Here is a 14,609-nt window from a genome sequence, read left to right as displayed (position 1 = left end):
TAACAAAATACTATTTTGATGCGAATTTTAAAAGATCTTGGCAAAGCCTTTTCTGTTGGATCCCTTGTGTTTATTGTGCTTGGAGTAATTCAATATGCCAACGGGTACGAGTTTACAGATGGTAGAGAAATACTTATAATGTTTCTTTATAACCAGCTGTATTCCGTTGTGCTTTACATGGCAAATGCTTCTTATTTCGGATTTTTGCTGAAAAGATTTCCGAATCAAGTATTTAAGGCGAAGAATCTTTTAAAAGGAATTTTTGGTGGAATTTTCGTCACCCTTTTAGGAATCTTTTTTATTCGCATAATCACGGAAGTTGTAACTGAAGGACGAAGTTTTTCAGAATTTATTGCTGCGGAAAAGATGCAGTATTATTACATATCGTTTATCATTTCGATAGTAGTTACCGCTATTTTTTACACATATTATTATTACCGAAATAAACAGCAATCAATTGTTACAGAGCAAAAGTTAATTGCTGGAACTGCCTCGGCAAAATTTGATGCGCTAAAAAACCAATTAGATCCACATTTTCTTTTTAATAGTTTGAATGTACTTACAAGTTTGATTGAAGAAAATCCCGAAGCCGCAACACGTTTTACCACTTCACTTTCAAAAGTATATCGTTATGTTTTGGAGCAAAAAACTAAGGAACTGGTAACATTGGAAGAGGAACTTAAATTTGCAAAACTCTATATGTCGTTGTTGGCAGTTCGGTTTGAGGATAGTATTGTTTTTACGATGCCCGAAAAATTAGAGAATCCGCAGGCAAAAGTAGTTCCGCTATCGCTTCAGTTATTGTTAGAAAATGCTGTGAAGCACAATCAGGTTATGCCTTCCAAAAAACTTTACATAACTATTTCAGAAGAAGACGGCAATTTGGTTGTTACAAATAACAGCCAGCCAAAACAGGTTTTAAGGGAAAGTACTGGCGTTGGTTTACGAAACATTCGCGATAGATACGCGCTCTTAACTAAGCGTCCTGTAATTATTAAAGAGAACCAAAAAGAGTTCAAAATCGCAATTCCTATTTTGGGTGAAAACATTCAAGTTATGAATACATCAGACATATTTATTTCAGAAAAAAAATATAAGCTGGCCAAAAAACGGGTAGAGAAGTTGAAGGCATTTTATTTCCACTTTGCGGTTTATTTGGTTTTCGTTCCTGTCTTTATTTACTTAAATTATATTTCGAATGCAGGCTTTCCATGGGCGATTTTCCCGATTGCAGGATGGGGTATGGGTATAATGGGGCACGCTGCCGAAACTTTTAATTACAATCCCTTTTTAGGAAAAGACTGGGAAGAGCGCAAAATCCGCGAGTTAATGGATAAAGACAATTAGGTTACAGTTCATCCTAATAGATTTACAGTTGAGTAGCTTCATTTTTTTCAACAATTCAATCCTAGGTATTTTTATACTGTATTTAAAAACAACGATTATGGAAACCGAAAACAACGACAATAAATATTATAGAGCCAAAAAGCGGGTTGCAGATATAAAAAAATTCTACACCAGCTTTATGCTTTACTTAGTTTTTATTAGCGCATTGGCTGGGCTAAATTATTATGTAGATGGACTGCGCAATCCCTGGTTTTTATGGGCTGCATTTGGATGGGGAATTGGTATTTTATTTCAAGCAGTAAAGGCTTTTCAATGGACGCCGTTTATTGGGAAAAACTGGGAGGAGAGAAAGATGAAGAAGTTTATGGAAGATGAAGAAAAAAACGGTAAAACCAATTGGGATTAAGATGGGGATTTCTGAAAACATAAAATTGAAAAATGCTCGAAAAAAAGTACAAGCGATAAAAAGTTTCTATCAACACTTGCTAGTTAATATTGTTGTGAATATTGCGTTATTCGTTGTGCGAGGGCAGGTGCTGGAGTTTTTTCAGAATGAAGCAACCGATAAAAATTTTGTTGAATGGATAGATTGGAATATTTTAATAGTTCCAATATTTTGGGGAATCGGATTGCTTTTCCACGCTTCAAAAGCCTTTCAATATAAATTGAAGTTTATAAAAAACTGGGAAAAAACACAAATTGAAAAATTTATAAAAGAAGAATAAAACCTAGACCAAAATGGAAACTAACAAGAGTTTAGCCTATTTAAAGGCCAAGAAAAAAGTGGAAACCTTGAAGGCATTTTACAGTCATTTAGTGGTTTATATACTTGTAAACACTGTAATAGTACTTATTTCAGCAAATGTGTTTAACGATAGAGCAATAGATTTTGAGCATTGGACCAATTATGTAAGCACCTTTTTTTGGGGCATTGGCCTGATGTGTCACGGACTTTATGTTTTCTTTGTGATGAATTTTGAATCTAACTTTCTAAAACGCTGGGAAGAAAAGAAGATGAAGCAATTTTTAGATGAAGATAATTAGAAAAAGCTTTCAGTGCTCAGTGAGAGTATATAGTAAGCGGATTAATTATATTTTAAAGGAAAATTTCAAATTAAAGAATTATTAAAAAAATGAACGTTTTAATTATTGAAGACGAAAAACCATCTGCGCGTTACCTTCAGCGTATGTTGGAAAAACAGGAAGTAAATGTTAGCCAGATGCTGCACAGCGTAGAAGAAGCAGTGGAATGGTTTATGAATAACGAGCACCCCGATTTAATTTTTCTCGACATTCAGTTAAGCGACGGACTTTCTTTTGAAATTTTTGACGCTGTTGAAGTGAAAAGCGCTATCATTTTCACCACGGCATTTGATGAATATGCGCTGCAAGCTTTCAAACTCAATAGCATCGACTACTTGCTGAAACCAATTGATGAAGAAGAACTGCAAGCTGCCGTTGAAAAATACCAAACCTTTAAGCCCAACCCTAAAAACGTACAATTCAATTTTGACGATATTAAAAAATTGCTTGTAAATCCTGTGGAACGCGAGTATAAAAAACGCTTTACCACTAAAATTGGGCAACACATAAAAATGATTTCGGTTGATGAAATTGAATGTTTTTATTCCGAAAACAAAGGCACGTACGCGCACACTGTAGACGGCCGCGATTATCTTTTAGAAACTACGTTAGAGCAATTAGAGAACGAACTGTCGCCCGCAACTTTCTTCCGTATTAGCCGTAAATACTATATAAATATCAATTCAATAAAAGATATAATTTCGTACACAAACTCACGACTACAGTTAAAACTGAACAGTTATAAAGAGCAAGAAGTTATTGTTGCTCGCGAACGCGTGAAAGATTTTAAACTCTGGTTAGAATAAAGTTATTCTTCTTTTCTGAATCTGTCTATTCTATTTTCTTGAAATGAAGACGGTAAAAGCTTCGGTATAAATTTTACTAAAAGCGGTAGAAGCACCGTGCCGCCTGGAAGCAGGAATATAGTAAGCGATGGAATGGTTTTACAAACATCTAGCAATTGCTCCCTCACTTTCGATTTTTCTTCCGCCGATAAATCGCGAATAGTTGATTGTCCTAAAAGCACCACTAATTCGCCACTTTCTTCCAGTTCGCGCGCCAAGCGATCTTTATTTCGAATAATTAAAAGTTTTACTGTTGAAGAGGATTGTTTGTAAAATTGCTTCACAGGATGCGAAAACTCAAAGAGCAGAATCTTTTCAGTATATTTTTTTGAAAAGTCAATTAGTGCCACAAGGCTATTTTGCAATTCTTTATTTGAAAGATTAAGCGTAACCAATAATTGTTGCAAAAACTGGTGCTCCACCTCGTCCATCTTTAAATCTTCATAAACGGTAAGGCAACACAGATCCAACAAATAATTTTTTTCTAAGGAATCTTCGCTGCTTTTTAAATAGTTTAAACTGTCTAAAAATGTAGCCACTCCGCCATCTGTTTCGTCAATAATGTATTCAGAAGAAGTTTCAAAAAGGTCTATTAACAATTTGTCGTATTTTGTCTTTTTGCTTTTCGATTTTAATGTATAGAAACAACTTGTAAGTGCGGCAATCTCTAATTGTTTGTAATAATTTTTTGCAGAAGCCTCGTCGATAAGCCACTGTTTATAGCCTAATACATCTAAATATAGGAGCGAATATGTTAAAAGTGAAACAGTGTTTTTCTTCAACAAAGTATTTGCTTCTTGCAATCTTGTGGAGAGCATATGTTCCAGCCTATTTGACGGACTTTGCGAAAGCGAAAACTTTTTAAAGAATCCAGCCTTCTTTTTTTCAAGATGTTCGTAAAATAAAAGAATGCTATCTATAGCCTCTTTATTGGTTGCAGTATCATATTTTTGGTGAAATTGAAATAATAACGCGTGGAAAAGATTAATTTTAGTAAGCTCTTCTTTGGTGAGTTTTAATTTGCCAAGCGATTTTTTTGGCACAGCCGAAACAGAAACTCCATAAATAAATCCTGTTTCCTTTAAAGAATTATAGAATGTATGGTCGTCTTGAAAAGGCGCTACAAGATCATTCTTATCGAAAAGATTTAGAAATTTTAAAATCCAATCAGGTGCAGACGGGTTCATCTTTTTATTTATTGACTATTTTAGAGCCCTCAAAGCTACTGTTTTTGACGTTAACAAAAGATTAACGCAACTTTAAAAACCATGCAATTACATTTAAACGTAAGTATAAACGAACAAGTAAAAATAAATAATATAAACCAACAAAAAAGATGAAAAAATCAAAACTTTTTACAGTAATCGGTGGGCTAGGAATAGCTGCTCTATCGATATTTTTAATATCCGCCGATCATATTGACGCGCCCGCAGTAGCAGGCACTACGGCAGATATTACCGACTTTTATGCCTTTCAGGGCGAGAACAGTAGCAACTTTGTATTTGCTGCTAATGTTCAAGGTTTATTGCCTCCTGGGCAACCTACCGATCAAGCAATTTTTGATGAAACGGTATTGTTAGAATTTAATATAGATGTAGATAACGATTTAGTAGAAGATTTAGTAATTCAAGCAATTAAACGTGGCGATTCTATGTATTTCTTCGGTCCTTCTCAACCTGCTATGCTTGGGTTAGAAAGCAGCATTGCAACTTCCACAAGAAGAAGTGTAAAAATTTCTACCAAAGAAGATGTGCAAATAGCAGAAAAAGATGGAATGAAGTTTTTTGCAGGACCACGTGAAGATCCTTTCTTTTTTGACTTTAATAAATATAATGCGGTGCTTGCAGGAACCGCAACAAGCTTTGACGATCCTGGAACCGATACTTTTGCGGGAACAAACGTTTTGAGTATTGTAGTAGAATTTCCAAAATCTATGTTACCTGCTGGAACGGCTGGAGTTAATCCTTTCGCATCATCAACCCCTATGTATAATGTGTGGGTAGAAGCCAAAAGAAAACAATAAAAATTGCTAACTATTAAAATATAAAAAGATGAAAACATATAAATATATAACCCTTGTTGCTGTAATTACTTCCTCACTGTTTTTTGTGCAATGTACAGATGATGATGACAATGTAATTACGCAAGAAACTTGTACCGATGGAATTTTGAACGGAGACGAAACAGAAATAGATTGCGGTGGAACAGCTTGTGAACCTTGCGGACAAACATTGGATTTTAGCGGAACCTATAAGCAAGAAGACCAAATGGGGCGTCCAGGAATTAATACAGTATTTGGAACAACCGGTTTTAAAGATGCTTTTAACGTTACCGTTCCTTCGCAAATGCAGGCAGCCTTCCAAACTAAATTTGAAACTAGATTATTGGCTTTAAACCCTGCTTATACTAGCAATGCACTAGGCCTAAATGCAGAGGTTTTTACAACTGTACTTTCTAATGATGTACTTTGGTTAGCGCAAACAGGTGTTACCACTTACTTTAATGGAACTGAAATTTTAACAGGAAGAGCGTTAAGCGACGATGTAATTGATGTATCGTTACTTTTAATCTTTGGTGGTGCAGATGGAACAGAAAACCCTGGTTTAACCAGCGATGGAGTGCCAACAAACGATGTTGCTTTTTCTACAAGCTTCCCATATTTGGCTGGACCTTTTTAAAAGGTATAATTCAAAACTCAAAAAGAGAGCCGTTGAGGTTCTCTTTTTTGGTTTAACAGAAACTGTAACCAACCTAAAAACATATAATTTGTCATGAAAAAATTATTCGCAATAGCTGTTGCTGTGGTTCTTTTTGGATGTCAGGAAAAGCCAAAACACATCACAGATAGTAAAGATTACAATCAATATTTAAGTACTGAATTCACGCCTTCAAAAGATGCCATTGAAAAAGATTTTGAATTTTGGCAGCAACGTTTCAATAACGACTCCACCCATTTAATGGAAATGAGTAGAATGTCTGGAATACACGCAGCGCTTTTTGGAGTAACGGGGGATATTTCAGAATTAAAAATTTCGGAACAATTAATTAAGAAATCATTAGAAGTTTCAGCCAGAAATAAAGACAGTTATTTAAGAAGTTTGGCTCATAATTACATTTCGCAACACCGTTTTAAGGAAGCTCAAATTTTGTTGGACAGTGCGTACACCTATCCAGACAATCATAAAGAGACCGAAATGATGCTTTTTGATGTGGCAATGGAATTAGGAAATTACCAAAGAGCAGACACGCTGTTGGGAAAAATAAAAAACACAAAAGATTTTAATTATTTAATTCGATTAGCAAAATGGAGCGATCATAACGGCAATCTTGACGCTGCTATTAAATATTTAGAACAAGCTAAGCAAATTGCTGAAGAGCGAGACAATAGAGGTTACAAAATATGGATATATAGTAATATTGGCGATTTTTATGGTCACGCGGGTCGGCTTGAAGATTCTTACAATAGTTATCTAAAATCTTTAGAGCTAGAACCAGATAATCATTATGTAAAAAAGCAAATTGCTTGGATGGTTTATTCATTTGAAAAAAACACGGAAGAAGCAAACCGTATTTTAGATTCAGTAATGGTAAACCACAAAGTGCCAGATTACCATCTGTTAAAAGCTGAAATGGCGGAATATGAAGGAAACTCTTCCGAAGCCAAAAAACAAAAAGAGCTATTTATTAAGGCCGCTGAAAACCCTAATTATGGGGGAATGTACAACACATATTTAATAAATCTATATGCTGAGACAGCGCCGGAAAAAGCATTATTGCTTGCTGAAACTGAAGTAAAAAATCGTGCAACTCCAGAAACATATCAATTGTTGGCTTATGCACAATTAAAAGCTGGACAAAAAGAAGCAGCTTTAAAAACAATAGAGGAAAACGTAGCTGGTAAAACTTCAGAACCAAACGCTCTTTTTCATTCCGCATTGGTTTTCAAAGCAAATGGAAAGGAAGAAAAAGTAGCGCCTTTAAAAGAAGAATTATTAGGTGCTAGTTATGAATTAGGACCTGTGAATGCAAAGGAAATTGAGAAACTATAGGTAGATTAAAACCACACTTTAGTTATTTACGTAAATATGTTAGAGGTTGGTTATCTACCACGAAATTGGTAGGTTTTACAAAACTGGTTAATCCAGTTTTAGAGTTTTTTTGTTAGTTAAAGCGTTCGCAATTTGCGGGCGCTTTTTCATTTAAAACCTTTTTCAACTTTATTGAAATTGTATTCTTATAAAATAATATTCTATATTTTTTCAAACAAAAAAAAGCCTGCACTATATACGTGCAGGCTTTTAGTTTACTATGTTATTACTTCTTAAATGGTTATCATTCCTAAAGTATATAGTTGTGATAGTGTTGGTGATTCGCTTCCACCTTCAGGCTCTAATGTTATTCCGAAAGCTTCTGGATCTGGGAAGTTCACAAATTTGTAAATTCCTTCACCTATTTCGTTTTCAGCAGAAATTAAGCCCACACTCGTAGGTGTAAGTGGTTCCATTTTAAGCGACCATACTTGGTAGACTTTTCCGCGTGGCGGTATTGGCAAACCTTTGGTATCTATAAATGCAACGTTATCTTTTTTGTTTAGATATACTTTGGCAAATGCTTCGGGAGCAACAGCTTGGTTCCCAGGAAGCGTATAGGCTTGGTAGTCTTTAGATCTTAAAACCTCAAGAACTTCCGTATTGTTTGCGAGTTGGCTTTGAGCTTTTGAATTTTCTTCGCGTAAAACCGTATTTTCAGTAGAAGATACTCTAAGTGAATTGTTAAGATCACTAGTTTGTTTCATCATAAACATAATTCCGCCCATAAATAAAATTGCCGCAGCCCAACCCGTCATAGCAGGCCAGTTAAGCGTTCTAACTTTATTAATTTCAGAATTGCCAGTTTTTCTAATTGAATCTAAAATTGAAGTCCACGTCATTGCTTGCACGGGTGGCGAAACAGTTTCTGCTAAGTGCAATAATGATTTCTCAATGAGTCCAATTTCGTGCCTAACCTCTGGAAAGGTATTTATGGCTTCTTCAACCTCCAATGTTTCATCATCCGGCAATGCGCCGCAGACGTACATTTCTAATTTTCCTGATGCTATAATTTCTTCGGGGTTCATAATTTTTTTATCCTAACACCATCACCCGTAAATCATTGATACAGGTTCGGTTTCTTGTTTTTATTGTTCCTAAAGGTATATCTAGTGTTTTCGAGGCTTCGGCTTGTGTATAGCCCTTAAAATATAAGAGGTCTATTATTTTTACACAGGCAGGCTTGAGCGCGTCAACAAACTTTTTTATACCTATTGAATTTGTCATTCTGTTTAAACTATCAGAGGATGACAATATATCTACGAAGTTTGAGGTACTTAGGTTTTTTCTAGAGTTTTTAAATGCTTTGGATCGCGTTTCGTCTATTGCAGTATTTCGTGCAATATTGAGTAGCCAAGTAAAAAACCTTCCTTTATTTACAGAATACGAGCTTGCATTATTCCACACTTTTATAAAAACATCTTGAAGGAGTTCTTCCGCAGTTTCTTCGTCTAACACGATGCTATAGATTATACCTTGTATAGCTTCACTGTACATAGTGTATAATCTAGAGAAGGCTTTTTCACTTCCGTTTTGCATCTCTATAATGAGATCATTTGGTTGTTCCATAGAACCGTTGATTTTTTGAAAGTAAAAGTACAGAAATAAATAATTACATTAAATCTGTTCTGACCAACATTAACAATTGAGTTGACGGTTAATTATGTTAAAACTTGTGTGAACATTAAGAAATAGTTGTGAAAACTTTTTAAATTAATAGCTTTACAGAAGTTAACCATCTAAAAGTCTAAATTTTAATCTAAACCAAACAAACAAATGAAAAAAGTTACCCAGAGTCTATTCCTGGCAATTATGCTCGTCTTTTCGGGCACTATGGTTGCACAAAGCTCTAAAGGAGCGATCAATCAACAATTGAGTAATTTTGTTGAGCAAAATGATTTATTACCACAAGACACTACATGGCAAGTAACTAGTGAAACAGTAAGTAGCACTAGTGGAATTCAACATGTTTATTACAGACAACTATTTTATGGAATTGAAATTTATGGTACTGATTCAAGTATCCATCTATTGTCCAATGGAAAGGTAATTTCCAAGAATAGTAGTTTTATAAAAAACACTTCTCAAAAATTAAAAGGGTCTAACGCGCCAGCACTTACAGCCGCGCAAGCTGTACAAGCTGCTGCTAGCCACTTAAACTATTCAATTTCTGGTTCACTTTCAATTTTGGAAGGTGCAAAGGGAGTTGCTAAAGAAACTTTGTTGAGCAATGGCGGCATATCTTTAAGCCCTATTCCTGCAAAATTGATGTATGCCTTAACCGATAGTAATGAATTGGTTTTAACTTGGGATATTTCAATACAAGAAAAAAGCCAACAAGATTGGTGGAGTTTAAGAGTTGATGCTAATACCGGGGCAATTGTAAATCAGGCAAACTGGATGGTGAGTTGTGCAATGCACCACGATCATAGCAATGATGTGAAAGAAATGAACTTTAATGCAAACTTGTACGATGTTCCAAATTATAATGCGCTTGTAGCAGAAGCTGCTGCGTGTACAGAATGTTACGAAGTAATTGCTTTACCACTTGAAAGCCCATACTACGGAGCACGAACTATTGAAGTTCAACCGGCAAATGCTACTGCTTCTCCATTTGGATGGCATGATACCAATGGTGTTGCTGGAGCAGAATTTACTAAAACTCGTGGTAACAACGTAAATGCTTACGAAGATGGAAATAACTCAGGCTACCAACCAGACGCAGGTGCAAATTTAGAATTTACTGGATATCCGTTTAGTCAAGTTTATACTAATGCGAATCAATATGAGGATGCAGCGATTACAAACCTTTTTTATATGAATAATGTTTTTCACGACATTATGTATCAATTTGGTTTTGATGAAGTGGGAGGAAACTTTCAAGAAAATAACTACGGAAATGGTGGCATAGGAAGTGATTCTGTAAATGCAGAAGCACAAGATGGTTCAGGAACTTGTAACGCTAACTTCGGAACTCCTCCAGATGGTGGTAATCCAACAATGCAAATGTACATTTGTAGCGATAAAGATGGAGATTTCGACAATTTAGTAATCTTACACGAATATGGTCATGGAATTTCAAATCGTTTAACAGGAGGCCCTTTAGCTTCATCATGTTTGCAGAATCAAGAGCAAATGGGTGAAGGATGGAGCGACTTTTTTGGAGTTATTTTAACTATTGAAGCAGGCGATTTAGGAACAGACTCTAGAGCTGTTGGAACATACTTATTTGGTCAAGGTCAAGGTGGCGGAGGAATTCGTGATTATCCATACAATACAGATATGGGTGTTAACCCTCAAACATACGATTTTATAAAAACTGCTGCTGTACCACACGGAGTTGGTTCCGTTTGGGCAACAATGCTTTGGGAAGTAACTTGGGCATTGATAGACGAGCATGGTTTTAGTCCAGATTATTACACTTTTACAGGAGATGTAAATTTAGATGCTGGAAATATTCAAGCATTAGCCTTGGTTACTGAAGGTTTGAAGTTACAGCCTTGTAGTCCTGGTTTTGTTGATGGTCGTAACGCAATTTTAGCTGCAGATCAAGCGCTTTATGGTGGTGCAAACGAATGTTTAATTTGGGATGCATTTGCAAAAAGAGGTTTAGGTTACAGTGCTAGCCAAGGTCTTTCTACAAGTAGAAGTGACGGAACTCAAGCATTCGATACTCCTTCACAAACAGCTACATTATCTGTTTTAGAAGAAGTTTGTGCATCTTCAGAAGTTTTAACAGACTTAGGTGGTGGATCTCCAAGCGGAGGTGAGTACAGTGGACCTGGTGTTACAGATAACGGAAACGGATCTACTTTCACATTCGATCCAGCAGCAGCTGGTGTTGGTGTTCACACAATTTCTTATGATGTGCCATCTGGACCTTGTTCAGTAGCATCATCTGCAACAGACACGATAGAGGTTTTAGCAGTCCCTAATGGACCAACTACTACAGGAGTTACAGATTTCTGCGTTGGCGATCCAGTAACTGTTACAGCTACGCTAGACGATCCTGCGAACGTAATAAGATGGTATGATGCTCCAACTGGAGGTAACTTCCTTTTTGAAGGTACATCGTATACTTTTACACCAACAGGTTCTATTGATGTATATGCATTAGAAAGAGCACCCGGACCATTGTCGCAATTAGTGATTTCAGAAATTAGTTTAGAAACGCCAGACAGGTTTGAAATACAAAATGTAGGTATTGCAACAGACTATTCTGATTATAGTGTTGCCGTAAGTGATCAACCTTATGTAGATATTAATGCAATGAATACAATTGTTAAAACATTGGGTAATATGGGCGCTAATACAGTTGTAGATTATAATGATGATAGCGGTTCAGGATATTGGGGTAACAATTTATTTTGGGACAATACCGGATCAGGTTGGATAATTATTATCGATGATAACGGAAATGTGGTAGATTCTGTTTTTTGGAATTTTTCCGCTGTTGAAATTTCATTATTGAATGTTACAATCAATGGTTTCAACATTACTGCTGCAGATCTAGATTGGACTGGAGTTGGTGCTGCGTTAACTGCAGAATGTGGTGCAAGCTCATTTAGAAGAGTTGGCGATACAAATTCTACAGCAGACTGGTCTGGAACTTGTGAGACCGCAGATTTCGGAACTCCTAATGGCGACATTAATTTGGAGTCTGGATGTCCTGGAATACGTACAATAGCAGAAGTTATAGCAGAAACTGAAGATCCTGTAATTACTTGTCCAGCAGACGTTATTGTTGAGGTGGTTGAAGGTGAGCAATATACATTGCCAGATTATACAGGCGATGCTACTGCAACAGATAACTGTCCAGATCCTACAATTTCGCAAGCTCCTGCTGCCGGTACAATGGTTGGCGCTGGTGTTACAATCATTACAATGACGGCAACTGACGGCGCTGGTAATGAAGATGTTTGTACTTTCACAGTTACAGTAGATGAAGTTTTAGGACTTGGAGATAATGAATTTTACAATAACATTCAATTATATCCAAACCCAACTACAGGTGAGTTAACCTTGTTGAATAAAACTACCACACAGCTAATTAATGTAATAATTACAGATGTAAAAGGTAGAGTTATTAAAAACATAGACTTAACTGGAGCTGGAATGGAAACTAATTTCACTTTAGAAAGTTTTGCAACAGGAATGTATTTTGTGAAAATAAACGCAGAAAACACGAGTATTGTGAAGCGTATTGTGAAGCAATAATTCTTAATTATTTAATTTTATAGAAGCCCGCGTCAATTTATTTGGCGCGGGTTTTTTCATAACTCCCTTTTCAATAACTTTGACAGATGAAAAAAATATTATTCTTTGCAGGAAGTAACAGTAGTAAATCTATCAATCATAAATTAGTCAGTTTTGCGTCATCACAAATTGCTGGGCACGCCGTTGAATTAATTAAACTAACAGATTACGATCTTCAAATGTTTGGTGAAGATATTGAAAGCGAAAGAGGCTATTCAGTAGATTTAAAAATGCTTTATAATAAGATAAAAGAAGCCGACGCATTAGTTATTTCAGTGAACGAACACAATGGAATGGTTTCAGCTTATTTTAAAAATGTAATTGATTGGTTGTCGCGACTAGATCGAAAATTTTTAGAAGGAAAAAAGATCTTATTAATGAGTACTTCCAACGGAAAACGCGGCGGTGCGTCCGCTTTAGAATACACTAAAAATGTGCTACCAAGATTTGGTGCAACAATCGTTGAAAGTTTCAGCTTTCCTTCGTATTCAGAAAATTTTTCTGAAGAAACTCAATCAATATCAAATGAAGTTTTATTGCTTGGATTTAATGATGTTCTTCAAAATTTTGCTCATCAAATTCAACAATAATGCGCACACTAAAGAAATATTCTTTTTCTTTAAACGAAGATGCTAAAACAAGCATACTCCGTTGGGCACAACAGTTTGAAGAGGTTGTTTGGCTGGATAGTAATAACTATTCGCAAAAGCACGAAACCTATCAAGCAATTTTGGCGGTCGATGCTTTTACAGCGCTTAAAACCGATTTTCACAATGCATTCGATGAGCTAAAGGAATATCAAACAACCACCGCAGATTGGATTTTTGGATATCTTACTTACGATCTGAAAAACGACGTAGAAAAGCTCCATTCCAAAAATTTTGATGGTTTAGGTTTTCCCGATCTTTACTTTTTTCAACCAAAAAAACTTTTTCTATTTTCTGAAAATAGTGTTGAAATACACTATTTAAATATGGTTGCCGATGAAATTGAAGAAGATTGGTCAGCAATTTCTGAAATGATGCAACAGCCTGTAAACGATGAAGCGTCAAAGGCTGTAAAAATAAGTATCCGCACCACAAAAGATAATTACATTCAGAAAGTGGAGGAGGTGCTTGGGCATATTAAACGGGGCGATATTTACGAAGCAAATGTCTGTCAGGAATTCTATTCTGAAGATGCTGAAATTAACCCGTTGGAAACTTTTATTCAGCTTAATAAAATTTCAAAACCGCCCTTTTCAGTTTTTCTGAAACTGAACAATCTTTTTGCGCTTTCAGCTTCCCCAGAGCGATATATTAAAAGAACTGGAAATACTATAATTTCTCAACCAATTAAGGGCACAGCAAAGCGTTTGGATAATGTGGCGGAAGATTTGAAAATGGCGCAGCAACTGGCCAAAGACCCCAAAGAACGCAGTGAAAATATTATGATTACAGATTTGGTGCGTAACGATCTTTCGCGCATTGCAGAGAAAGGAACTGTTGCCGTCGATGAACTTTGTACAATTTATACTTTTGAACAAGTGCACCAAATGATTTCTACAGTTAGTTGTACCGTTCCACAGGGTTTTTCTAGTGTTGAGGTTTTGAGAAATACATACCCAATGGGAAGTATGACGGGCGCTCCAAAAATTTCGGCAATGAAAATTATTGAAGAAATAGAAGACTCCAAACGCGGTTTATACAGTGGAGCAATCGGTTATTTTTCGCCTTCGGGGGATTTTGATTTCAACGTTGTTATCCGTAGTATTCTCTATAATTCTTCAAAAAAATATGTTAGCTTTTCCGTAGGTAGCGCTATCACTAGTAATTCTATTCCGGAAAAGGAATACGAAGAATGTTTGCTTAAAGCAAAAGCAATGCGAGAAGTACTAAATGTTACTTTATGAGTTTGTGAACTTATAAAGTAGTTTTATTAGTCTTTAAGCTAATAAACACACTTTATTAGTTTAAACGCTAATAAATTTATATATTTGAATAAATTTTTA

Annotated in this window: 14 protein-coding genes; 11 read left to right on the top strand and 3 right to left on the bottom strand. The window is 35.8% G+C overall.

The window, feature by feature from the left end:
* Window positions 1-18 precede the first annotated feature (18 nt).
* The 5 genes from AC3RVF_RS03825 (at window position 19) to AC3RVF_RS03805 (ending at window position 3,236) form a co-directional block, all read left to right on the top strand.
* Entirely contained in the window at window positions 19-1,347 is a 1,329-nt protein-coding gene (locus AC3RVF_RS03825; protein WP_489691032.1) for a 2TM domain-containing protein, read from the top strand.
* A 97-nt stretch (window positions 1,348-1,444) separates the two neighbouring features.
* Window positions 1,445-1,753 (top strand): 2TM domain-containing protein, encoded by a 309-nt coding sequence (locus AC3RVF_RS03820; protein WP_489691033.1) that lies wholly within the window; start codon window positions 1,445-1,447, stop codon window positions 1,751-1,753.
* The gene (locus tag AC3RVF_RS03815; RefSeq protein WP_489692803.1) at window positions 1,719-2,072 is read left to right on the top strand and encodes a 2TM domain-containing protein; all 354 of its coding nucleotides are present in this window, start codon (window positions 1,719-1,721) and stop codon (window positions 2,070-2,072) included. The genes AC3RVF_RS03820 and AC3RVF_RS03815 overlap by 35 nt, the downstream gene beginning before the upstream one ends.
* A 13-nt stretch (window positions 2,073-2,085) precedes the next feature.
* A complete protein-coding gene (locus AC3RVF_RS03810; RefSeq protein WP_489691035.1) occupies window positions 2,086-2,391 on the top strand; it encodes a 2TM domain-containing protein in 306 nt (101 codons plus the stop codon).
* 89 nt (window positions 2,392-2,480) lie between these two features.
* Window positions 2,481-3,236 carry a LytR/AlgR family response regulator transcription factor gene (locus tag AC3RVF_RS03805; protein WP_489691036.1) on the top strand — a complete coding sequence of 252 codons (756 nt, stop codon included), beginning with the start codon at window positions 2,481-2,483 and terminating at the stop codon, window positions 3,234-3,236.
* Between the two features lie 2 nt (window positions 3,237-3,238).
* Here the strand turns inward: AC3RVF_RS03805 and AC3RVF_RS03800 are convergent, their stop codons facing one another.
* Window positions 3,239-4,462 carry an LETM1-related biofilm-associated protein gene (locus tag AC3RVF_RS03800; protein ID WP_489692802.1) on the bottom strand — a complete coding sequence of 408 codons (1,224 nt, stop codon included), beginning with the start codon at window positions 4,460-4,462 and terminating at the stop codon, window positions 3,239-3,241.
* A gap of 149 nt (window positions 4,463-4,611) precedes the next feature.
* Between AC3RVF_RS03800 and AC3RVF_RS03795 the strand changes: the two genes are divergently transcribed.
* The 3 genes from AC3RVF_RS03795 to AC3RVF_RS03785 all read left to right on the top strand — a co-directional run bounded on the left by AC3RVF_RS03795 (window position 4,612) and on the right by AC3RVF_RS03785 (window position 7,324).
* Window positions 4,612-5,298 (top strand): DUF4331 family protein, encoded by a 687-nt coding sequence (locus AC3RVF_RS03795; protein ID WP_489691038.1) that lies wholly within the window; start codon window positions 4,612-4,614, stop codon window positions 5,296-5,298.
* A 28-nt stretch (window positions 5,299-5,326) separates the two neighbouring features.
* Complete coding sequence (locus AC3RVF_RS03790; RefSeq protein ID WP_489691039.1) at window positions 5,327-5,953, top strand: DUF4331 family protein; 627 nt, start codon at window positions 5,327-5,329, stop codon at window positions 5,951-5,953.
* A gap of 93 nt (window positions 5,954-6,046) precedes the next feature.
* Window positions 6,047-7,324: a tetratricopeptide repeat protein gene (locus AC3RVF_RS03785; RefSeq protein WP_489691040.1), complete on the top strand. Its 1,278-nt coding sequence runs from the start codon at window positions 6,047-6,049 to the stop codon at window positions 7,322-7,324.
* 272 nt (window positions 7,325-7,596) lie between these two features.
* Here AC3RVF_RS03785 and AC3RVF_RS03780 read toward each other — a convergent pair whose 3' ends face one another.
* Together AC3RVF_RS03780 and AC3RVF_RS03775 are read right to left on the bottom strand one after the other, a co-directional pair.
* Complete coding sequence (locus AC3RVF_RS03780) at window positions 7,597-8,391, bottom strand: anti-sigma factor (RefSeq protein WP_489692801.1); 795 nt, start codon at window positions 8,389-8,391, stop codon at window positions 7,597-7,599.
* A 7-nt stretch (window positions 8,392-8,398) separates the two neighbouring features.
* Window positions 8,399-8,932, bottom strand: a complete 534-nt coding sequence (locus tag AC3RVF_RS03775; RefSeq protein WP_489691042.1) for an RNA polymerase sigma factor — start codon at window positions 8,930-8,932, stop codon at window positions 8,399-8,401.
* Between the two features lie 207 nt (window positions 8,933-9,139).
* Between AC3RVF_RS03775 and AC3RVF_RS03770 the strand changes: the two genes are divergently transcribed.
* The 3 genes from AC3RVF_RS03770 (at window position 9,140) to pabB (ending at window position 14,510) form a co-directional block, all read left to right on the top strand.
* Complete coding sequence (locus AC3RVF_RS03770) at window positions 9,140-12,580, top strand: M36 family metallopeptidase (protein WP_489692800.1); 3,441 nt, start codon at window positions 9,140-9,142, stop codon at window positions 12,578-12,580.
* A gap of 86 nt (window positions 12,581-12,666) precedes the next feature.
* Entirely contained in the window at window positions 12,667-13,209 is a 543-nt protein-coding gene (locus tag AC3RVF_RS03765; RefSeq protein WP_489691044.1) for an NADPH-dependent FMN reductase, read from the top strand.
* Complete coding sequence (gene pabB, locus AC3RVF_RS03760) at window positions 13,209-14,510, top strand: aminodeoxychorismate synthase component I (protein ID WP_489692799.1); 1,302 nt, start codon at window positions 13,209-13,211, stop codon at window positions 14,508-14,510. Before AC3RVF_RS03765 ends, pabB begins: the two co-directional genes overlap by 1 nt.
* Window positions 14,511-14,609: the final 99 nt, after the last annotated feature.

The sequence above is a fragment of the Aequorivita sp. IT1183 genome, from assembly GCF_058068265.1.
This window is presented reverse-complemented; position numbering and strand designations above follow the sequence as displayed.